The organism is Bacillus sp. EKM501B, from assembly GCF_011800505.1.
Taxonomy (GTDB): Bacteria; Bacillota; Bacilli; order Bacillales; family Bacillaceae_G; genus Bacillus_A; species Bacillus_A cereus.
The window spans coordinates 99,846-119,383 of sequence record NZ_JAALFZ010000006.1 but is presented as its reverse complement, the minus strand read 5'-3'; the positions used below and the strand labels follow the sequence as shown (position 1 = coordinate 119,383).

The window sequence follows — 19,538 nt, the reverse complement described above, 5'->3', positions numbered from 1 at the left end:
CTCTTTCATATAAAAAGGCTACCTCTACAACTTATAGAGATAGCCTTCTATTACATATTATTTTTGAAATACATGTTTTACTTTTTCAGCTGGAATATTACTTCCGCCTCTACCTTTTACATCTTCAATCATCATTGTAATGACCATATCTGGTGAATTTAAATCAAATGCAGCGAACCAACCTAGTTCTTTTCCTTCGGCCTCTTTTGATACTTTTAATTCCGCTGTACCTGTTTTTCCAGCAAGAGTCATGCCATCAATTTTAGCAATTTTCCCTGTACCATCTGGATCATTAATTACTTTCGTCATTGCAGTTTTTAATATATCCTGATTTCCTTTAGAAATTACATTTTCTTTCCAAGCTTTTGGTTGTTTATCTGTTTTAATAATATACGGTGACGGAATCGCTCCATCATTTACAATTGGCGCATACGTTAAAGCTAAATGAAGAGGAGTCATTAATACTTGTCCTTGTCCATATCTTGTATCTGCCATTTGAATATCATTTTTAATGCCGTCATTTGCAATTTTAGAAGCAGGGAATCCATATTCAATTGGTAGTTTCTCATCGAATCCGAATTTTTTTGCTTCACTCATAAACTTGTCTTTTCCGATTTTTAAAGCTTCTTGTGCGAAGTAAATATTATCCGAGTATTTCATCGCCTTATCAAGATCAATCGGATTTGCATCTTTCACACGCGTTACATAGTAATTACCCCAAGAAGAATCTTTTGTCCATTTTAATCCTTCAATTTTCAACTCTTCTTTTGGATCAATCGTTTTCGTTTCAAGACCAATTGCAGCTGTAATAGGTTTAAATACAGAACCTGGTACCGACAATTGTGTAAAGCGATTTGTCATTGGTTTTTTCGGATCATTATTCCACGCTTCGCGTTGTGCCTTTGATGTCCCTCGTGCAATTATATTAGGATCATATGCTGGACTACTTACTAGTGCAATTGTTTCTCCACTTTTCGGATTAATTGCTGCACTTGAACCAGCTTCGCCCTTCATTTCATTATACGTTTTTTCTTGAACAACACTATCAATAGTTAAAGTTACATTTTCTCCATCAACAGCATCTGTTTTTGCTAAATTTTTAATTTCTTTTCCTTGCGCATCTTCTACAAAGACACGGCCACCTTTTTTACCGCGTAGCTTTTCCTCTAATACTTGCTCTAAGCCAGCTTTACCAACTGGGTCATCAGCTTGATAGCCTTTCTTTTGTAGCGTTTTTAAATCTTCAGCATTTACCTTTCCAATATAACCAGTCAGATGAGCTGCCGCTTCCCCTAACGGATATGTACGAACATTTACAGGTTTTGTTGAAACACCTGGTAAATCAATGTACGTATTTTGTGTTGCCCCTTCAGGCAAAATTCCAATTGGTACGAGATACCCTGGTTTTACCCATTTAGCAGCTAATTTTTGATCAATTTCTTCTACAGACATATTTAATAACTTCGCTACTGTTTCTTTCGTTTGCGGAGCAGTATCGCCTAACTTTTCAGGAATCAATCCGATTTCAGAAGCTTTCCCATTCGTTGCAAGACCTTTTCCATTACGATCGTATATTTCACCACGTTTTGGCTGTGTTGTCTGCATACGCACTTTACTATCTTTCGTCATGCCAGGGAAAATAAAATCAGGAGTCCAATCTATTTTCCAAGATTCTTTATCTCCATCTTTTTCTTTCACCATTTTCGCTTCATGACCAAATGTGATTTTACCACCAACTGTATCCATGCTTACTTTAAAAGGAACAGGACCTTCATCTTTTTTATCTTCTTTTACTTCCCCTGTTTCTACCTTTAAGTCTTTCACTTCGATACCAGAATAAATTTTTTCATATTTCTCAGTAAACTCTTTCTTTGAAATATCTTTTTTTGCATTTTTTGATAGTTGATCATACATATCTGCAAATTTTTGTTTATTCCACGCTTTTACATATGTATCAAACGCTTCTTGTGGTTTTTCTTCTTTACCACATCCAACTAACATGAATGTTAAGCAAAGAAAAAGAATCCCCCATATCTTTCTCAATCGATTCTCCTCCTCTTTCTATATTAGTACTTTTGAAAATTTTAGCATTTTTACATGCTACCTATCATTATAGCACTATCGAATCTCATCTATAAACTTATATTGGTGAATACAAATAAAAAGATTGATGTGAATTCTCACATCAATCTTTTTTATTATTGTTGCTTCTCATATACATGGTAATAATACGTATACGGGTTTTTTTCATCCGTTAAACCTTTTTCTACAAAAATCTCTTTCCAATTTGTCATATCCATTTCTGGGAAGAATGTATCTCCTTCAAATGCATAATGGATTTTTGTTATATATAACTTGTCTACATAAGGTAAAAAGAGATCGTAAATTTGCGCTCCGCCAAAAATAAAAATCTCTTCTTCATTTTTACATAGTTCAAATACTTCTTCTACAGAATGAACAACTTCACAGCCTTCAACATGATACCCTTCATTACGAGTTACAATAATATTACGTCTTCCAGGCAGTGGTCTACCAATCGCTTCATAGTTCTTTCTTCCCATAATAAGCGGGTGGCCCATCGTTGTTTTCTTCACGTATTGTAATTCACTCGGTAAACGCCAAGGTAAATTATTATCTTTACCAATTACTCTATTTTCGTCCATCGCGACCATAAATGAAACAATCATTTTTTCATCTCCTCTACAATTATACTGCAACCGGTGCTTTAATTGCTGGATGCGGATCGTATCCTTCAATCTTTAAATCTTCCATTTCAAAATCAAACACAGATTTCACATCTGGATTTAATGTAAGTTTCGGGAATGGACGTGGTTCACGTGCCAATTGCTTTTCTACTTGTTCAAAATGATTTGTATAAATGTGTGCATCTCCAATTGTATGAACAAATTCTCCTACTTCAAGACCACATTCATGTGCAATTAAATGTGTTAGTAGTGAATAACTTGCGATGTTAAATGGAATTCCAAGGAATATGTCACCACTTCTTTGATATAGCTGACAAGAAAGTTTTCCGTCCGCTACATAAAATTGGAATAATGTATGACAAGGCGGTAATGCCATACTCGGTACGTCTTCAGGATTCCAAGCAGAAACGATTAAACGACGTGAGTCTGGTGTTTTTTTAATCATTTCAATTACATCTTTTAATTGATCAAGTGTCTCACCAGCTGTCGTTTTCCAAGCACGCCATTGTTTACCGTAAACGTCTCCTAAATAACCATATTTATTTGAGAACTCATCATCTTCTAAAACGTTCTTTTTAAACAATTCCATTTGCTCATCGTACTGTACTTTAAATTCTTCATCTTGTTGTGAGCGAAGACCAAAATCAGTCATGTCAGGACCAGTATACTCATCACTTTCTACCCAGCTCTTAAACGCCCATTCATTCCAAATGTTATTATTATGCTGCAATAAATAGCGAATATTTGTATCACCTTTCATAAACCAAAGTAGTTCACTTGCTACAAGGCGAAATGGTACTCTTTTTGTCGTTAATAAAGGAAATCCTTTGCTCAAATCAAAACGCATTTGATATCCAAATACAGATACAGTTCCTGTCCCTGTACGATCTTCTTTCTTCGTACCATGTTCCATTACATGGCGGCATAAATTTAAGTATTCATTTTCAGCATGTTTCATATGTAGGAAAACCTTCTTTCAATCGTATATGGAATTTATCATAACATGAAAAATGGTAAATTTAATAATCTTAATTAATAAAATTTCTTGCGCTAATTCTTACAAAATTATTAACTTTCCATATTTTAAAAGGTTTTCATTTTCTATTACCGAAAGTATAGTGCGGTAGATCAAAATTTATATTTGGAGGTTAGAAATATGTCTAAAATTGAAACACCTGTTATGACTTCTTTACAAACCACGGTTGAAAAAATGATGAAGGATTTAAATGTTCCTGGTGTTGCTGTCGCTGTTATAAAAGACGGTGAAGTTATTCTTTCAGAAGGTTTCGGCTATCGTAATATAGAAACAAAAGAGGCTGTTACACCGAATACTCGATTCGCAATCGGTTCCTCAACGAAAGCGTTTGGTACACTTTCATTAAGCTTGTTAGCACAGCAAAAAAAGTTTAATTGGGATGCTCCTGTCCCGTCTTATATACCTAACTTTACTTTATCTGAACTACTTGCTAGTTCACAAGTTACAGGACGGGATTTAGCTTCTCATCGAACTGGAGTGAGTCGTCATGAGGCTCTTTGGTACAGTTCTTCCTTATCTCGAAAAGATCTCGTTGAAAAAATAAAACATTTACCACTTGATGCACCGTTCCGGACTGCATTTCTATATAACAACTTAATGTATGCAACAATTAGCTACATTGTTGAAAACATTACAAATCAAACGTGGGAGCAATACACTACAGAACATATTTTAGAACCTTTAAATATGAGACATACAAACTTCTCTGTTAACGATTCACAAACTACAGATGATTACGCTTTACCTTACATTGAAAATGACGGTGAAATAAAAGCAGTTCCATTCCGTAACATCGATACAGTTGGCGCTGCTGGGTGTATTAATTCCACAATTGAAGATATGGCAAATTGGGTACTTCTCCACTTAAATGAAGGAAAATTTGGAGATCATGAATTAATCACCTCTGAATTATTACAACAAATGTATACACCACACAATTCAATTCCAGACCAACCGGTTTTATCACTCCCTGAATCTCCATTAAATAGTTACGGTCTTGGTTGGTTTATTAGCGCTTATCGTGGTAAAAAAGTGATTCATCATGGCGGTAATATCGATGGATTTTCAGCGCTTGTTTCATTCATACCAACAGAAAACATAGGCCTTGTTATTTTAACGAATGCTGGAGGAACATTACTTCCTACTTATCTCGCTAATCAAATTTATGACGAACTACTTGAATTAGAATCCATTGATTGGCATAAACGTGCTGTAGAAGATACTAAAAAAATGAAGGAAATGATGAAAGAAGCAACTGAATCCCTCCCTGAACAAATTAAAGGGACTACACCTTCGCACAAGTTAGAGGATTATACTGGTACTTTTGAACATCCTGCATACGGAACATTACAAGTATACAAACGAGATGATTCGTTATATGTACAATTTATGGAAATGGATATTCAATTAGGGCATCATCATTACGACATCTTCTCCACAAAAGTTGACTTATTCCAAATGAAAATGAGCTTATTATTCGCTTATGAAATGAATGTAAGTGGTGAATTCCCATCCCTTCAGTTACATGTACCAGCTACATTAAGTACTCAGCCGCTTACATTTAAGAAAATTAAATAAGTATCTTGATGTTAAAAAATAAAGGTAGGTGCGAATCACACCTACCTTTTCTATTTCATATCAATCTTATCTGGTTGAAACCAAATTGGCTTCGATAACTCGAAGTTATTATGATCCTCTAAAACTATAGTAAGACGCTCCAACATATCATCTAACATATGCGGCGCTGCTCGTAATGTCCAGACAACTGAGGAGAAAACTGTCATGCCAACGTACACCGTGTATAATTTCCAGAACTCCTCTGGTATTTTCCTATTAAAGTATCCTTCTATTTGTCCGATTGAATACGGAATACTAATATCCCTTGCAAACAGTGCAATTTTTACGAAATCATGAATTGGGTCGCCCCAGTCATAGCCATTAAAATCAACAACACCTACATATTTTCCATCCCGTACAATTATATTTTCTAAATGAAAATCATCGTGTTGAAATCGATTCGGGCGGCTCTTTAAATATATTTCATTTTCTTCAATAAACTTTATGATTTTATCATCATTTTTTATTTTTATTCCGCATGTTTTGTATACCTCTACATATTTACTATGTTTTTTCATAGCTCTTTCATACCATGGAAGTATATCCTTAGGAGCTTCAAATGTATGCATTTCTGCTAAATCTTTTCCTGCCTCTATACCAATATCATATTGTTCTTTTGGTGAATACGTAGGCAATAGCTTCTTCGCATCTTCCCCTTCTAAATATGAAAAAATACTATAGCATACACCTTCTTCTTCCAATATACCTATTTCAATTGGCCTTTGTGCCTGTACGTTACGTTTTACCATTTCATTTAAAATTTGAAACTCTATTTTCTTTCTTTCATACTCTTTTATATCGCCTGTCCGAAATAAATATTTTTCATTATTTGCATTCGTAATTATATATTTCTTATCTGGAGAGAAACCTTTAGAAATTTCTTCAATATTCGCTGCATCTTTTACTATTTGTATATTGCTTTGCCGTGCTGTAATTATCTTCATATCTATTCCCCTTACATTTCTGCATTTGGTGTATAGGCAACTTCTACAATAAATCCATTCGGATCGTAAAAATCAATCGTATAGTAACCTTCCGAATAATGATTCATTTCAATTGGACCACGTATTACCTTCACTTTCGTACTAGAAAGAAAATCTGCTACTTCATCAACTACTTCTCTATGAATAGCTTGATAACAAATATGTCTAGGCCCTAACGTCCTTACAATTTCCTCATCTACTTCTTTAAAGTATATTTCACTTTCTCCTGTGCTATATGCTACTTCATTTAACTTTCTCCACCCAATTATGGAAAACAACTTATTATAAAAAGAAATGGACTCCTCTAAATTTGCTACCCAAAATTCAATATGATGAATGCCTGCTCGCAGTGTATTCATATTAAGAATACGCTCCTTGTACTACTTGCACAATTTCCATCGGCTTATGAACCATGTAATCTGGTGCATCTTTTTTCACTGTTTCAATAACATCATATCCCCAAGATACCCAAATTACGTTCACTCCAGCCTTTTTACACGCTGCTACGTCTCGCTGTTCATCACCGACATATAACATATCTTTCTCTGTTATCTTTTTCGATTTTAAAAATCTTTTTATCATCTTGTCTTTACCGAACAAATTTTTAGAACAATACACTTCTTGTATATTTTCTATATCATTCTTTTGTAAAAACGCCCGAATATGCTCTTCTGAGTTCGATGATATGACTGCAATTCCGTAGCCTTTTTTATGTAGTTCATCTAATACTTCCTTCATCCCATGGAACAAAATAAGATCTTTTATAGCAGGTTGATACAATTTATAAAACTCCAGCGCTAATATCGGTAGTTTATACAGTGGTACATCGAGTTGTTTACATCTCTCCGCCATCGTTAACTTGCGTAAATACTCAATTTCTTCTTCTCTTACCGTTTTATATCCGTGCTTTTCAGCAATTTGATTATAAATTGGTACAAATATATTTTGTGAATCTACTAATGTGCCATCAAAGTCAAAAACAATATATTTTTGCATTCCCATACTCCCTTTGCTTCTTTTTTCTAAACCTATGTTATTCAACAACATGGTTGTCTGTCCCTTCTATAAAAATAAAAAAGAACAAGATTTTCTCTTGTTCTTTTTAAGAAAGCCATTTCGGCGGTACATTCGTATTCCAATAAATATTTCCTAACTCATGATGTCCTGAGTATCCATCATCAAAACGATGATAATGGAAATTAAAATAATAACCATCTTGCGGTGGATGATCTCTTCTTACATGGAAACGCAATAAATCATTTCCTGATTTCGTATCGTAGACATGAAAAATCTTTTCATTATTCCCACCAGCTGGTTTTTGAGAAATCGCTAATGATTGTAGTGAATCTTCTGGTACATCACTAGCAAGCTCAGCAATTGCCTCTTCAATCTTTGGTAATATTACATCTTTAAATTCATCTTCAATTACTGGACCAATTTTAGTACCAAACTTTTGCATCGACTGCTTCTCTGCTTCTTGCATCGCATAAGTAATAAAAGTATCGGTGGTTAACCTGTCATTCGTTTCTTCATATGTATAGGACGTACTCTCCAAACTTTGTTGCCCAGCTGTGCTCGTAGGCTTGTCCGCAGCTTTGGCATTATCAAGCAATATGGAAGGAGGCGTCACTAAACCAAATGTAAATACGGTAATTAATGCGACTAAGGTTTTTCTAAACCAATTTGGCATTTATGTTCCCTCCCCTTTCACTCATTATTTTTTATATAACGGTGGTTTCTTCTATTATACAAAATGATTGTAATTTTTGCACTTTACAATTTTGTTAACGTTCACATATTTTTCACTTGAATATGAAATTGTAAGATTTCATACAATATTAATACCACGATATTGAGGAGGCACTTGAATGACTTTAGATGTCATGTATTCCGCCGCAAGCATACTCGTTTTAGTATATTTTATTTATCAATGTGTTACAGACTAGAAAAAGAGCCGTCAATGGCTCTTTTTTAATGGTAGAAATACAATCCATACAATTAATAAAATAAAAACAACGCTGCCTACCACAGCTGGCAATAAATAAAACTGTGAAAGTATAACTATTCCATATAAAAGTATTGCTGGTAGTAGTAAATAACGATCTGCCTTCCATCTTAACAATAGTAATTTCCCTTCATCACAATATAAACGAAGAAACATCTTATTCGTAAATTCATTCCAATAATCACGTGCATAGCGAGAAATTGCAACTACAGCAAATACGAGAACAATAGCTGCAATCCACCTTGGAGTCATAATTATACTTGCAGTACTGATACATACAATTTGAATATAAAATATTCGTGCAGTACTTGTACGGAAAAATTCTTTCAAAAAAGATTCGACAATACGAGAATCAGCTTTTTTCCCTAAAAGTCTTTTAGAGCGCGGAAACATCCACGGTTTTTTATTCGAACTACTCGGTTTAGCCGCATGACCACCAACTTGCATAATTCCGCTCGTCCAGCGCATGCTTTCCTCCTTTTCTTTCTCGATTTCTTTAAAAAAGAACTTTTTATAATTCATTTTCTCTTTTACTAATACACTACTTAAGAAAATTACTAGACCGATAAATAAAATTGAATACAACGGATTTTTATAAATAAAAAATAAACTAATTCCAAAAAAGGACACGCTCATAGAAAATACTACATTTTTTACAATCCATAAAACCCATCGTTTCCCCACATGTACATGAACAAATCTCGTTAACAACGACAACATAAATCGAAATATAGTAAAGAATACCCAAAATAATAGGACTTGTATCTCTGTTACTTCGATACTTTTCATCAACACCGGTAACATAATAACGACTACTATTATATTCGTTATCGCTATTCGAACAAATGTGTACATCATGCCATACTGGACTAATTTTCGCATATGTGTTGCATACGAAATTAAAAATAAACTATCCGCTTGCTCAAAAAATGAACGAACTCCTCTTGGATATGTTACTAGATAAAATGCGAGTAATCCTAATCCGAAATAAATCGTCTCTTCCGTTGATAATTCATTTATCCATAGCGATCGATAATAGATTCCCATAAATATAAGTGCTGGAATAATAATATATAATGCGACTGTCCAATCTGTTACCGAACGTATAGACTTCCATTTCCGCTCAAGTTCATGGCGTAATCTCTTATAAAATTGTTGTTTAATCATGTTGTTCACGCCTTACAATTACATCAAAGCAGTCTAATAATGAACTACCCGGCATTTCCGCTAATATTTGAATAGATTCTAAATGTCCATCTGCGACTAATGTACCTTGTGAAATGAGTAAAAATCTTTCACAAATTTTTTCAGCAGTATCTAATACGTGCGTACAAAGTAAAATTCCTGCCCCGCGCTCTTTTTCTTTATATAAATAATTTAAAAACTCTTTCGTAGCTACCGGATCTAAACCGATAAAAGGTTCGTCAATGATATAAAAATCTGGCTCAGTTAAAAACGCCAATATTAGCATCGATTTTTGTTTCATGCCTTTTGAAAATTTTGATAAATACTCATGTTTATGCTTATTCATTCGAAAAGTATGTAATAATTGTTCCGCTCGTTCTTCCCAACTTCCCATTTCACTTCCACGAGCTGCCATTAATAATTCAATATGTTCCCAGAGCGTCAAGTAATCATAGTATGTTGGATGTTCTGGTACGTATGCATACGGATTTTTCTTTTCACCGAATGATATTTCACCGTCCATATTTACAAGTAATCCGAGTATCGTTTTAATCGTCGTACTCTTCCCAGCACCATTTGCTCCAATAAGAGCAACTAGTTCACCTTTTTCGATAGAAAAAGCTATATCATGAATTATTTTTTCGCCTATTTCATATCCAGCTGAGCGGATATTTACTTTTAACATGCATTCCCCTTCTTTCCATTTCTAATACAATCAAGGAAAAGAATAACATATAACTATCTATATATCATTATAAAATATTTATTTTCATAGCAGGAAAAAACATTTTTTAACAGAATATTAAATGTTTGATTACATTTTATTGGAGTGGATAATATGTCTTTTCAAATTCGTGAAGCAACGATAGATGATATAGACGCACTTTGTTCTTTAACGAAAGAATTAAAAGGTTCCTCTATTTCCTATGAAGATATGAACAACCGATTACAATTCGTACAAATGAGTCCGTTTGATTTTTTATATGTTTACGAGGAAGAAGAAGCTATATTTGGATTACTTGGATTTCGTATACGTGAAAATTTAGAAGATGTAACACGTTATGGAGAGATTTCAATTATTAGCGTTGATTCTAACATACGACGGAAAGGCATTGGACAAGTGTTGATGGATTATGCCGAGCAATTAGCAAAGAAACATAATTGCATTGGCACATGGCTAGTTAGTGGAACAAAAAGAGTAGAAGCTCATCCTTTTTACAAAAAATTAGGATATGAAGTAAATGGCTACAGATTTGTAAAACATTTTTAAACTACTTATAAATTGAAGGGACTATAACTATGACAAACATTAAAGCAATTTTCATTGATCGTGACGGTACAATTGGTGGTGACACTACAATACATTATCCAGGATCTTTTTCATTATTTCCATTCACAAAAACATCCTTGCAAAAACTAAAAGCTAAAAATATAAAAATTTTCTCTTTCACAAATCAACCTGGTATCGCAGATGGAATTGCAACTGTAGCCGATTTTGTACAAGAATTAGAAGGCTTCGGTTTTGATGATATTTATGTATGTCCTCATAAACACGGTGATGGTTGTGAATGCCGTAAACCAAGTACAGGCATGCTGCTTAAAGCAGCAAAAAAACATGGACTTAATTTAACACAATGTGCTGTAGTTGGTGATCGCTGGACTGATATTGTTGCAGGAGCAAAAGTAAATGCGACTACGATTCTAGTCCGAACAGGCGCTGGGTATGATGCTTTGCATACGTACCGAGACAAATGGGCACATATTGAACCAAACTACATTGCAGATAACTTTGAAGATGCAACAAACTGGGTTTTAAATCAACTATAATACAAATGAAAATTTTGATTCACCCGAAATAATTTAAAACATAGTTAAAATAGCCTTTTTGGCAAATAATTGTATTCCACAAAACGGATCACCTCAAAAGGTAGCAAGTTCCCTTTTGATACGCAAACATTGCAATTCAAATTATATTTTTTATTAGTAACAGCAATTAACGTAAAGAAGGAATAGCTTAGTGGCTATCCCTTCTTTATTGACTTCTATTATTTACATTTGTTATCTGTTTTTATTGAGTATTCTCATCGTTTTTATACTCCAAAATATCCCCTGGCTGACACTCCAAAGCTTTACATATCGCTTCTAATGTTGAAAAACGAACCGCTTTTGCTTTCCCATTTTTCAAAATAGAAAGATTCGCCATCGTAATTCCAACCCTCTCCGAAAGCTCCGTTACACTCATTTTTCGTTTTGCTAACATGACGTCAATATTAATAATGATTGTCATATCCGCCACCTCAGACCGTCAAATCATTTTCTGATTTTATGTTAATTGCCTCTTGTAGAAGTCGTTGGAGGATAGCAGCAAAAACGGCGATAACGAGCGAAGCAAAAACGATAATGAGTCCCACTAGCCCAATAGGAGGGTCCATTTTTTTCGCTATAAAATGAAAAAGTGGTAAACTTAATACATACAAACCACTGATTGTAATTGCACAGCGCTTTATATTCTTTAACGCCTTTACTGATAATTCCGAGAACGCTGTGTTCTCATCAATGTACTGTAAAAGATTGAAAGCCTGATAAAGAGCAACGTAAAAAGGCACAGCTGCTCCATACATCACAATGAAAACAAGATATTTCATCGGAGCAATATTAGGATACAAATTTGCTGCGAAATTCGCCATTTCCGGCACTAAAAATATGCATAAAGCAAGTACTGAAATTCCAGCAAGAAAAATAATTACTTTTAAGAACGTTGTTGAACTTCGTTTAAGATTCATTTACAATACCTCACTTATTTAATGGCAACATAATTTTATCACAATATTTATTGTTTAACAATAAATAAATATCGTTTTATTTTCGTCATGTTTTTTAATTTAGGCAAAAATAAAAAAGAATTTCTCATTACAAAGAAATTCTTTTTCTTGAAAATGTCTCTTTCAACTTAATTTTTTAAAACGTTAATTCGTAATGGAAATAACGATTATCTCTCAAATAACCATTTTCAGCGTATAATCGTTGTGCTGATAAATTATCAATCTCCGTTTGCAGCTTTACACCTTTTGCTCCATTTTCTAATGCGTATTCTTTAGCAGCTTCTAATAATTTTTTACCTGTTCCGGCTCCACGCTTCGCCGCTTGTACAAATAAATCATTTAAAATCCATAATTCTTTCATTGAAATAGAAGAAAATGATGGATATAGTTGCGTGAACCCAATATATTCGCCGTCTTCAACTGCTACGAAAATAACAGACTCTTTTTTCTCAATTCTATTTCGTAAAAATACTTTTGCCCCTTCTAAATCAGAATCTTGCCTATAAAACATGCGATAGTTATTAAAAACTGATGCTAGTCCATCTAAATCTGCAATTGTTGCCTCATATATTCTCATTTTACTCCATTCCCCTTCCAATACTGTCTCATTATATCCGTTGCCCATTTAGGCTGGTGTATTTCTTCTGTCGGCATAAACTCTTTCATTATTGGTTTTATATCCAATATAGGAGTGCCATCAATAGCATCTAATCCCTCAACAATAATTGATTTACCTTCTCTTTTGATCACCTTTACAATTGTTACACCTATGCGATTTGGGCGATTTTTCCCGCGCTGTGCAAAAATACCTACTTCAGGATAATCCTTATTATTTCTAGGATGTCTAGCAAAATACTGAATTTGCTCGTCAGTTACTTTATGAAAATAAAAAACAACTTCAATATGAGAAAAATCTTCAACCCCTTGTATACTCTCTTCTGCATACATTTCAGTTAAAGTTATACGAGATCTTACTTCTCCCCACTCATCATCTTTTATTTCCTTTCTTTCATTATGTACAAATGCGATTGGTTGAACTGAAAACATACGCATTCCCCCTTAAATGTAACCACTTACATTATAAAATATTTTCTGAATGTTTTCCAGATATACGAATAAAGTTTACATAATATAATTATACTCTATCTAGAGCTACCTTGACTGCTTCAATTGCATGTATATGAGTTGTATCAAATATCGGGACAGATACGTTTTCTTGCTTTATTAATAACCCTATTTCTGTACAACCTAATATGATTCCCTGTGCTCCTTTTTGCACTAACTCTTCGATGACTCTTTTATAATATTCTCTAGATTGAGATACTATTTTTCCTAAACATAATTCTGTATATATTACTTTATTTATTTCTTTTCTATTTTTTTCTGATGGTACTATTACTTTTATATCATGCTCTTCAATACGTGACTTATAGAAATCTTGCTCCATTGTATATTTAGTTCCAAGCAGACCAACCTTTTGAATGTCTTTTCTTTTAATTTCTTTTGCAGTTGCATCAGCAATATGTAAGACTGGAATATCAATTTTGGCCTTTATTTTTCCAACTACCTTATGCATTGTATTTGTACAAATGATTATAAAGTCTGCTCCTCCCTTTTGTAATGAATATGCCGCATTCCCTAGAATTTCTCCAGCACCATCCCAATCTCCGCTAGACTGACATCGTTCAATCTCTTCAAAATCCACACTATTAATCAAACATTTTGCTGAATGTAGCCCTCCTAATCTCTCTTTTATTTCTTCATTAATAATTCGATAATATTCAGAAGTTGATTCCCAACTCATACCACCTATAAGACCTATCGTTTTCATATAAACACCTACCTAAACTTTTTTTATAAAACTAATAACAACGTTTTATTATGTATATTATACACAATAAAACAAGACTTTAAGTTTGGAATATAAAGTCTTGTTTTAACGTAATAATATAGAATAATTGTACTTTCATTTCCAAGGAAATTTTTATAGAATATTCTGAAATTAATAATCTGATATTTTTATAAATTCTTTATACTTATAATTAAAACACTCTCGATACAACTCTTTGATTTCATCATATGATGGAACACGTGGGTTATTAGCTGGGCTACCACTTTCAATTGCATCTGATGCCATTTTAGAGATAGCATTTTCAAATTCAATTTCATCGATACCGTATTCTTTTAAATTTGGAATACGAAGATCATAGCAAAGCTTTTTTATTTCCCCAATCGTGTAGTCTGCTACTTCCTCATCAGAATTCGAATACAAATCCTTATTTAAGTTACGTCCAATTTTTGCTAACCTTTTCACTGCACTTGTTTTTGTAAACTCTAACACTGTAGGTAATAGTATGGCATTTGATATTCCATGCGGTACATGAAATAATGCTCCCACTGGCCTTGACATTCCATGAACTAATGTAACTGATGCATTCGAAAATGCAATTCCAGCTTGTAAGGAAGCAATCATCATCGCTTCTCTTGCCTCCATATTATGTCCATCTTCATATGCTATACGTAAATATTTCATAATACTTTCAATAGCTGAAAGAGCAAGTACATCTGTAAGTGGTTGTGAAAATTTAGAAATATAAGCTTCAATCGCATGACATAACGCATCTATTCCTGTTGCTGCCGTAATTTGTGGTGGTAACGAACTTGTCAAAACTGGATCTATAATTGCTACTTTCGGTATAAAACTAGGATGCTTCATCATCATTTTTACATCTGTTTTTTTATTCGTAATTACTGCTACACTTGTAACTTCCGAACCAGTACCAGAAGTTGTTGGAATTGCAATAAGTGGTAGTGGATTGTTTTCTATTTCAATATCCTTTTGGACATAATCCTCAACTTCTCCACCATTTTTATATAAAACCGCTACCGCTTTCGCAGCATCAATACAACTTCCACCACCAATACCGATAATAAAATCGCACTTTTCCTCTTTACAAAGAGATAACGCTTCTAATACGTGTATATTTGTAGGCTCAGCATCCACTTTATTATATGTGCTAACAGTAATACCTTTCTTATTTAGTTGTTGCATACACTTTTCAACATATCCTAATTTCTCCATAATTGTATCAGTAACTATAAAAGCTTTTTTCCCTAACTTTTTTGATTGTTCTCCCAGTTTTTCAAGCGAATTCCTTCCATATAATACCGACTTTGGCATACGAAACTCAGAAACCTCCTGCAAGTCCCCCACCCCTTCTTATCCTAATTAATATTTTATAATATAAATTATCGATTTGATGAATCTTTACGATTCAAATTTTTTAATAGAGTCCTGTTAAAGTATAGAATGCGATAACTAAAAATACAGCAACCGTTTTCAAAATTGTAATAGCAAATATATCTTTATATGACTGTTTATGAGTTAATCCTGTTACTGTAAGAATAGTAATAATAGCCCCGTTATGTGGTAGTGTATCCATTCCTCCTGATGCCATTGATACGATACGGTGCATAACTTCTAATGGAATATCAAATTGATTGGCCGCTGCAATAAATTTGTCTCCCATTGCGCTTAATACTATTCCCATTCCTCCTGATGCCGAGCCTGTAATTCCAGCTAAAATATTCGTCGTTACTGCACCATTCACTAACGGATTTGTGAAAGTAGCAGAGATGCCATCTCTCATAATTGCGAAGCCTGGAAGTGCTGCAATGACACCACCGAATCCAAACTCAGCTCCTGTATTCATCGTTGCAAGTAGCGCTCCACCAATACTTGTATTCAATCCAGCTTGGAAACCTGTTACTACTCGCTTCCAATATAATAATAACGTTGTTAAGATTCCTATAATAAGTGCCAATTCTACAGACCAAATTCCTACTACTGCACTTAATTCTACTTTTCCAAATGCTTTCATACCAATTGCAGAAAAATCAAAACCGCTTGGATACCACTTCGGTATCATAATAGTAAACACTTTATTCATTACACCTACTAAAATAAGTGGTATAAATGCAATAAGTTGTTGTGCTCTTGTGATTTCAATGTTATTAATTAATGGCATATTTTTTTGTTCTACTTGCAAAGATGCTGCCATTTCAGTATTTCCATCATTAAAACCAAAATATCCTTCACCTGCTGCTTTTGCCTTCTTACGTCTACTCTCTAAATATAGTAAACCTAATGTAAGAACAAAAATTGCTCCTACAATCCCAAGTATCGGTGCAGCATAAATATCCGTTTTAAAAAATGTTGTAGGTATTACATTTTGAATTTGTGGTGATCCAGGTAGCGCATCCATTGTAAACGTTACTGCTCCAAGAACAATCGTTCCAGGGATTAAACGCTTTGGAATATTAGCTTGTCGAAACAACTTAGCTGCGAACGGATAAACAGCAAACACTACTACATACACACTAACACCACTATACGTTAAAATAGCCCCCATTAATACAATCGCTAATATAGTACGTTTTTCACCAACTAACTCAATAATTGTTTTTGCGATAGAATCTGCAATTCCTGACATTTCCACTACTTTTCCAAATATTGCTCCTAATAAAAACACAGGAAAATATAATTTTATAAATCCAACCATTTTCTCCATAAAGATATTAGAAAAGAAAGGTAATACATAACTAGGTTCTGTCAAAAATACTGCAAATAATGCAAATATCGGCGCGAATAAAATAACAGAAAAACCTCTGTATGCTACGAACATAAGTAAACTTAGTGCTAATAATATAATAACTAACTCCAATTTTACCCCTCCATTAAACAGAATATTCTAAATTTTATTGATAAATTTCTACTAACCTTTCAATTCTGACATCCCTCCTCTTATTCATACAAATTTTTATGCTAAAAATGTCTAATTATAATTATTCGATTACATATGAAAAATCCCTTTAAACAGAAACGAATTCATCGTCATACGTTATAAAGGGATTGCTAGAATCTATATTTACTGCTGTATTAAATTTTTCTCTACACAAAAATGATACAGTTCTTCAACATCTTTCACTATGTAGGTCGCACTAACTTCAGTCAGTTCTTTTTCACAGCCATAGCCATATAAAACACCAATTGAAGCAATTCCATTCTGATTTGCACCTATTATATCGTGCTTTCTATCACCAATCATTATCATTTCTTCTTTATTTAGTTCTTCATGTGTTTGTAAAATATGAGCAATTATTTCTTCTTTTTTTATTCTCGTACCATCTAAATTACTTCCAATGATGTCTTCGAAATAATTCGTTAATTGAAAATGCTCTATAACTTGTTTCGCAAATACAGTGGGCTTTGAAGTTGCTACGAATATGCGATTCCCTGAACTTTTTAATTGTTGCAAGAGCTTCAGAATCCCCTCGTATACATTATTTTCAAACAATCCACGCTGCTTTAAATACTCACGGAAGTAAAAAACAGCACGTTCAACCTCTCCTTCACTCATATTATATCTCTCTATGAATGATTGCTGAATAGGAGGACCTATAAATGAATCTAACTCACTTATATGTACTTCTTCAATTCCTACTTTTTTTAATGCATATAAAACCGAGTTTACAATCCCTTCTTTCGGATCAGTTAAAGTTCCATCTAAATCAAATAGAAATGTTTTATACATGCTTCATTCCTCCACTTAATTTGCTGTATAAATAAGTGCTAACATCTCTTCCACTTCTCCCTATTATACTATTATTATCTATTTTTTCGAAAAATCAATTTCCATATGTCACATACTTTCAGTTACAAAATACGATAGATATGATACAGTAAAAAAGTTACAATTATTTTAATAGAAACTGGTGAAACAAATGTCAATTACGTTAATTTTTATAATGGCTTTCACAATTGTGATCCACGCAGTTGAAACAAGCTCTTATAGTATTCGATTAGCTGGAGTACGTTTAAAGAAGATTGCGGTTGCCTTGTCTGTTGTAGGAATGGTGTTACTTATTTCAAGAACATCAAACTTACTACAAGCCTTTTTAATCGGTGGTATTGTCGATGAAGCAAAACTAGATTCTTCTATTAATTTAGAGCATATTATACGACTCGTACTATTATCGGCTTCTATCGGTACTTTAATCGCGATCATTCTTTATCCAACTTTGACAAAATTATTTGGATATGTCATTCAAAACTTTGAAACAGACGGTTCTTTCATTCGAATGATGAAAACGAATAACATTCAAAAATTAAAGTACACAAAAAAATATGTCCGTTTTCCAAAGTTAGAAATGATTCATAGACTGCGTATCGGTGGTATTCCAAAGCGTATTATGCTTATTAACATGTTTGCTACTGCTATTTATACAGCAGGGGTACTTTCAGCCCTTTACGCTTCTTTTTTAAATCCAGATTATGCAACAAATGCAAGTACAGCTTCTGGCCTTGTAAATGGTTTCGCCACTATTTTATTAACTGTATTACTCGATCCACGCATTGCTCTTTTAACAGAACGTGCTCTACAATCAGAAAGCGGTGCTGAATCTATGAGTAAAATGTATGGTTGGCTAATGATTTCTAGACTTCTCGGCACATTATTAGCACAACTGCTATTTGTACCAGGTGCTTACTGGATTTTATGGATTATTGAACTGATGCATTAATTTACTAGAAAGGTGAATTTATCAATGAAGATCAAAACAGAGAAAGATATAATTCGCTTAATAGAAAACGACGAATGGATGATGAATATATTACAAATGGCAAAATCACTAGAGCTACCTGATTGGTGGATTTGTGCCGGATTTGTTCGTTCTAAAATTTGGGATACTTTACATGACTATGAAGCTAAAACGGCTATGCCTGATGTTGATGTGATTTATTATGATAGTCTACATCAAGATGAGATATACGAACAATCATTAGAAACGAAATTAATGAATATTGATGCTACTATCCCTTGGTCTGTAAAAAATCAAGCTCGTATGCATGTAGTGAATAATATGCCACCATATTCTTCTTCTGTTAATGCTATTTCTAAATTCCCTGAAACAGCAACGGCTTTAGGAGTTACACTTGATGAACTAAACAACGTTATCTTAACAGCCCCATGTGGTATTGAAGATGTCCTTACCTTACAAGTGAAACCAACAGCTCATTTTCTTGAATCGAAAGAACGATTACATATGTACAAAAACAGAGTTATAAAAAAGAATTGGCAAAGTAAGTGGCCTAACATCACAATCACATATCCAGAAATTTAGAAA

General features: G+C 33.6%; 22 protein-coding genes. 5 read left to right on the top strand and 17 right to left on the bottom strand.

The window, feature by feature from the left end; genetic code table 11:
• Positions 1 to 57: 57 nt before the first annotated feature.
• From pbpC to HFD78_RS14515, 3 genes are all read right to left on the bottom strand, one after another.
• Positions 58 to 2,043 (bottom strand): penicillin-binding protein 3, encoded by a 1,986-nt coding sequence (gene pbpC / locus HFD78_RS14525; RefSeq protein ID WP_191968083.1) that lies wholly within the window; start codon positions 2,041 to 2,043, stop codon positions 58 to 60.
• Positions 2,044 to 2,198: 155 nt separating this feature from the next.
• A complete protein-coding gene (locus HFD78_RS14520; RefSeq protein WP_000637207.1) occupies positions 2,199 to 2,687 on the bottom strand; it encodes a dihydrofolate reductase in 489 nt (162 codons plus the stop codon).
• Positions 2,688 to 2,706: 19 nt separating this feature from the next.
• On the bottom strand, positions 2,707 to 3,663 hold the full coding sequence (locus HFD78_RS14515) for a thymidylate synthase (RefSeq protein ID WP_000679608.1): 957 nt from the start codon (positions 3,661 to 3,663) through the stop codon (positions 2,707 to 2,709).
• Positions 3,664 to 3,861: 198 nt separating this feature from the next.
• Here HFD78_RS14515 and HFD78_RS14510 point away from each other — a divergent pair, with 198 nt between their 5' ends.
• Positions 3,862 to 5,319 (top strand): serine hydrolase, encoded by a 1,458-nt coding sequence (locus HFD78_RS14510; RefSeq protein ID WP_000034350.1) that lies wholly within the window; start codon positions 3,862 to 3,864, stop codon positions 5,317 to 5,319.
• A gap of 50 nt (positions 5,320 to 5,369) precedes the next feature.
• Here the strand turns inward: HFD78_RS14510 and HFD78_RS14505 are convergent, their stop codons facing one another.
• The 6 genes from HFD78_RS14505 to HFD78_RS14480 all read right to left on the bottom strand — a co-directional run bounded on the left by HFD78_RS14505 (position 5,370) and on the right by HFD78_RS14480 (position 10,216).
• Positions 5,370 to 6,302, bottom strand: a complete 933-nt coding sequence (locus tag HFD78_RS14505; RefSeq protein ID WP_000692077.1) for an aminoglycoside phosphotransferase family protein — start codon at positions 6,300 to 6,302, stop codon at positions 5,370 to 5,372.
• Positions 6,303 to 6,313: 11 nt separating this feature from the next.
• Positions 6,314 to 6,700: a VOC family protein gene (locus tag HFD78_RS14500; RefSeq protein ID WP_001094668.1), complete on the bottom strand. Its 387-nt coding sequence runs from the start codon at positions 6,698 to 6,700 to the stop codon at positions 6,314 to 6,316.
• Between the two features lies 1 nt (position 6,701).
• The gene (locus tag HFD78_RS14495; RefSeq protein ID WP_001987851.1) at positions 6,702 to 7,337 is read right to left on the bottom strand and encodes an HAD family hydrolase; all 636 of its coding nucleotides are present in this window, start codon (positions 7,335 to 7,337) and stop codon (positions 6,702 to 6,704) included.
• A gap of 106 nt (positions 7,338 to 7,443) precedes the next feature.
• Positions 7,444 to 8,031, bottom strand: a complete 588-nt coding sequence (locus HFD78_RS14490; protein ID WP_001134421.1) for a YpjP family protein — start codon at positions 8,029 to 8,031, stop codon at positions 7,444 to 7,446.
• Positions 8,032 to 8,298: 267 nt separating this feature from the next.
• Positions 8,299 to 9,513, bottom strand: a complete 1,215-nt coding sequence (locus HFD78_RS14485; protein WP_000595442.1) for an ABC transporter permease — start codon at positions 9,511 to 9,513, stop codon at positions 8,299 to 8,301.
• Positions 9,506 to 10,216 carry an ABC transporter ATP-binding protein gene (locus HFD78_RS14480; protein WP_000921904.1) on the bottom strand — a complete coding sequence of 237 codons (711 nt, stop codon included), beginning with the start codon at positions 10,214 to 10,216 and terminating at the stop codon, positions 9,506 to 9,508. Before HFD78_RS14480 ends, HFD78_RS14485 begins: the two co-directional genes overlap by 8 nt.
• Positions 10,217 to 10,369: 153 nt before the next feature.
• On the opposite strand from HFD78_RS14480, the gene HFD78_RS14475 reads away from it, so the two are divergent.
• Positions 10,370 to 10,801 (top strand): GNAT family N-acetyltransferase, encoded by a 432-nt coding sequence (locus HFD78_RS14475; protein ID WP_000009776.1) that lies wholly within the window; start codon positions 10,370 to 10,372, stop codon positions 10,799 to 10,801.
• A 29-nt stretch (positions 10,802 to 10,830) separates the two neighbouring features.
• Positions 10,831 to 11,358 carry an HAD-IIIA family hydrolase gene (locus tag HFD78_RS14470; protein WP_000181772.1) on the top strand — a complete coding sequence of 176 codons (528 nt, stop codon included), beginning with the start codon at positions 10,831 to 10,833 and terminating at the stop codon, positions 11,356 to 11,358.
• A 241-nt stretch (positions 11,359 to 11,599) separates the two neighbouring features.
• Here HFD78_RS14470 and HFD78_RS14465 read toward each other — a convergent pair whose 3' ends face one another.
• The 8 genes from HFD78_RS14465 to HFD78_RS14430 form a co-directional block, all read right to left on the bottom strand.
• Complete coding sequence (locus HFD78_RS14465; protein ID WP_000152538.1) at positions 11,600 to 11,818, bottom strand: helix-turn-helix domain-containing protein; 219 nt, start codon at positions 11,816 to 11,818, stop codon at positions 11,600 to 11,602.
• A gap of 10 nt (positions 11,819 to 11,828) precedes the next feature.
• Positions 11,829 to 12,314, bottom strand: coding sequence for a DUF2975 domain-containing protein (locus HFD78_RS14460; RefSeq protein ID WP_001050149.1), 486 nt, complete (start codon positions 12,312 to 12,314; stop codon positions 11,829 to 11,831).
• Between the two features lie 175 nt (positions 12,315 to 12,489).
• Positions 12,490 to 12,930: a GNAT family N-acetyltransferase gene (locus HFD78_RS14455; RefSeq protein WP_001223866.1), complete on the bottom strand. Its 441-nt coding sequence runs from the start codon at positions 12,928 to 12,930 to the stop codon at positions 12,490 to 12,492.
• Positions 12,927 to 13,400, bottom strand: coding sequence for an SAM-dependent methyltransferase (locus HFD78_RS14450; RefSeq protein WP_000493255.1), 474 nt, complete (start codon positions 13,398 to 13,400; stop codon positions 12,927 to 12,929). The genes HFD78_RS14455 and HFD78_RS14450 overlap by 4 nt, the downstream gene beginning before the upstream one ends.
• 88 nt (positions 13,401 to 13,488) lie before the next feature.
• The gene (locus tag HFD78_RS14445; RefSeq protein ID WP_000848569.1) at positions 13,489 to 14,184 is read right to left on the bottom strand and encodes an aspartate/glutamate racemase family protein; all 696 of its coding nucleotides are present in this window, start codon (positions 14,182 to 14,184) and stop codon (positions 13,489 to 13,491) included.
• Between the two features lie 171 nt (positions 14,185 to 14,355).
• Positions 14,356 to 15,558 (bottom strand): iron-containing alcohol dehydrogenase, encoded by a 1,203-nt coding sequence (locus HFD78_RS14440; RefSeq protein WP_033667951.1) that lies wholly within the window; start codon positions 15,556 to 15,558, stop codon positions 14,356 to 14,358.
• Between the two features lie 79 nt (positions 15,559 to 15,637).
• On the bottom strand, positions 15,638 to 17,077 hold the full coding sequence (locus tag HFD78_RS14435; RefSeq protein WP_000424327.1) for a GntP family permease: 1,440 nt from the start codon (positions 17,075 to 17,077) through the stop codon (positions 15,638 to 15,640).
• 204 nt (positions 17,078 to 17,281) lie between these two features.
• Positions 17,282 to 17,947 carry an HAD family hydrolase gene (locus HFD78_RS14430; RefSeq protein ID WP_000278478.1) on the bottom strand — a complete coding sequence of 222 codons (666 nt, stop codon included), beginning with the start codon at positions 17,945 to 17,947 and terminating at the stop codon, positions 17,282 to 17,284.
• Positions 17,948 to 18,137: 190 nt separating this feature from the next.
• On the opposite strand from HFD78_RS14430, the gene HFD78_RS14425 reads away from it, so the two are divergent.
• Entirely contained in the window at positions 18,138 to 18,935 is a 798-nt protein-coding gene (locus tag HFD78_RS14425) for a lipid II flippase Amj family protein (RefSeq protein ID WP_000028915.1), read from the top strand.
• A gap of 24 nt (positions 18,936 to 18,959) precedes the next feature.
• Positions 18,960 to 19,535 carry a nucleotidyltransferase family protein gene (locus tag HFD78_RS14420; protein WP_000695353.1) on the top strand — a complete coding sequence of 192 codons (576 nt, stop codon included), beginning with the start codon at positions 18,960 to 18,962 and terminating at the stop codon, positions 19,533 to 19,535.
• The last annotated feature ends 3 nt before the right edge of the window (positions 19,536 to 19,538 follow it).

Excerpts from the sequence above, each read along its gene's own strand:
- HFD78_RS14430 (WP_000278478.1), bottom strand. The coding sequence starts at position 17,947 with ATGTATAAAACATTTCTATTTGATTTAGATGGAACTTTAACTGATCCG.
- HFD78_RS14420 (WP_000695353.1), top strand. The coding sequence starts at position 18,960 with ATGAAGATCAAAACAGAGAAAGATATAATTCGCTTAATAGAAAACGAC.
- HFD78_RS14500 (WP_001094668.1), bottom strand. The coding sequence starts at position 6,700 with ATGAATACACTGCGAGCAGGCATTCATCATATTGAATTTTGGGTAGCA.
- HFD78_RS14520 (WP_000637207.1), bottom strand. The coding sequence starts at position 2,687 with ATGATTGTTTCATTTATGGTCGCGATGGACGAAAATAGAGTAATTGGT.
- HFD78_RS14515 (WP_000679608.1), bottom strand. The coding sequence starts at position 3,663 with ATGAAACATGCTGAAAATGAATACTTAAATTTATGCCGCCATGTAATG.
- HFD78_RS14475 (WP_000009776.1), top strand. The coding sequence starts at position 10,370 with ATGTCTTTTCAAATTCGTGAAGCAACGATAGATGATATAGACGCACTT.
- HFD78_RS14505 (WP_000692077.1), bottom strand. The coding sequence starts at position 6,302 with ATGAAGATAATTACAGCACGGCAAAGCAATATACAAATAGTAAAAGAT.
- HFD78_RS14465 (WP_000152538.1), bottom strand. The coding sequence starts at position 11,818 with ATGACAATCATTATTAATATTGACGTCATGTTAGCAAAACGAAAAATG.
- HFD78_RS14455 (WP_001223866.1), bottom strand. The coding sequence starts at position 12,930 with ATGAGAATATATGAGGCAACAATTGCAGATTTAGATGGACTAGCATCA.
- HFD78_RS14460 (WP_001050149.1), bottom strand. The coding sequence starts at position 12,314 with ATGAATCTTAAACGAAGTTCAACAACGTTCTTAAAAGTAATTATTTTT.
- HFD78_RS14510 (WP_000034350.1), top strand. The coding sequence starts at position 3,862 with ATGTCTAAAATTGAAACACCTGTTATGACTTCTTTACAAACCACGGTT.
- HFD78_RS14450 (WP_000493255.1), bottom strand. The coding sequence starts at position 13,400 with ATGTTTTCAGTTCAACCAATCGCATTTGTACATAATGAAAGAAAGGAA.
- HFD78_RS14425 (WP_000028915.1), top strand. The coding sequence starts at position 18,138 with ATGTCAATTACGTTAATTTTTATAATGGCTTTCACAATTGTGATCCAC.
- HFD78_RS14485 (WP_000595442.1), bottom strand. The coding sequence starts at position 9,513 with ATGATTAAACAACAATTTTATAAGAGATTACGCCATGAACTTGAGCGG.
- HFD78_RS14495 (WP_001987851.1), bottom strand. The coding sequence starts at position 7,337 with ATGCAAAAATATATTGTTTTTGACTTTGATGGCACATTAGTAGATTCA.
- HFD78_RS14490 (WP_001134421.1), bottom strand. The coding sequence starts at position 8,031 with ATGCCAAATTGGTTTAGAAAAACCTTAGTCGCATTAATTACCGTATTT.
- HFD78_RS14445 (WP_000848569.1), bottom strand. The coding sequence starts at position 14,184 with ATGAAAACGATAGGTCTTATAGGTGGTATGAGTTGGGAATCAACTTCT.
- HFD78_RS14480 (WP_000921904.1), bottom strand. The coding sequence starts at position 10,216 with ATGTTAAAAGTAAATATCCGCTCAGCTGGATATGAAATAGGCGAAAAA.
- HFD78_RS14470 (WP_000181772.1), top strand. The coding sequence starts at position 10,831 with ATGACAAACATTAAAGCAATTTTCATTGATCGTGACGGTACAATTGGT.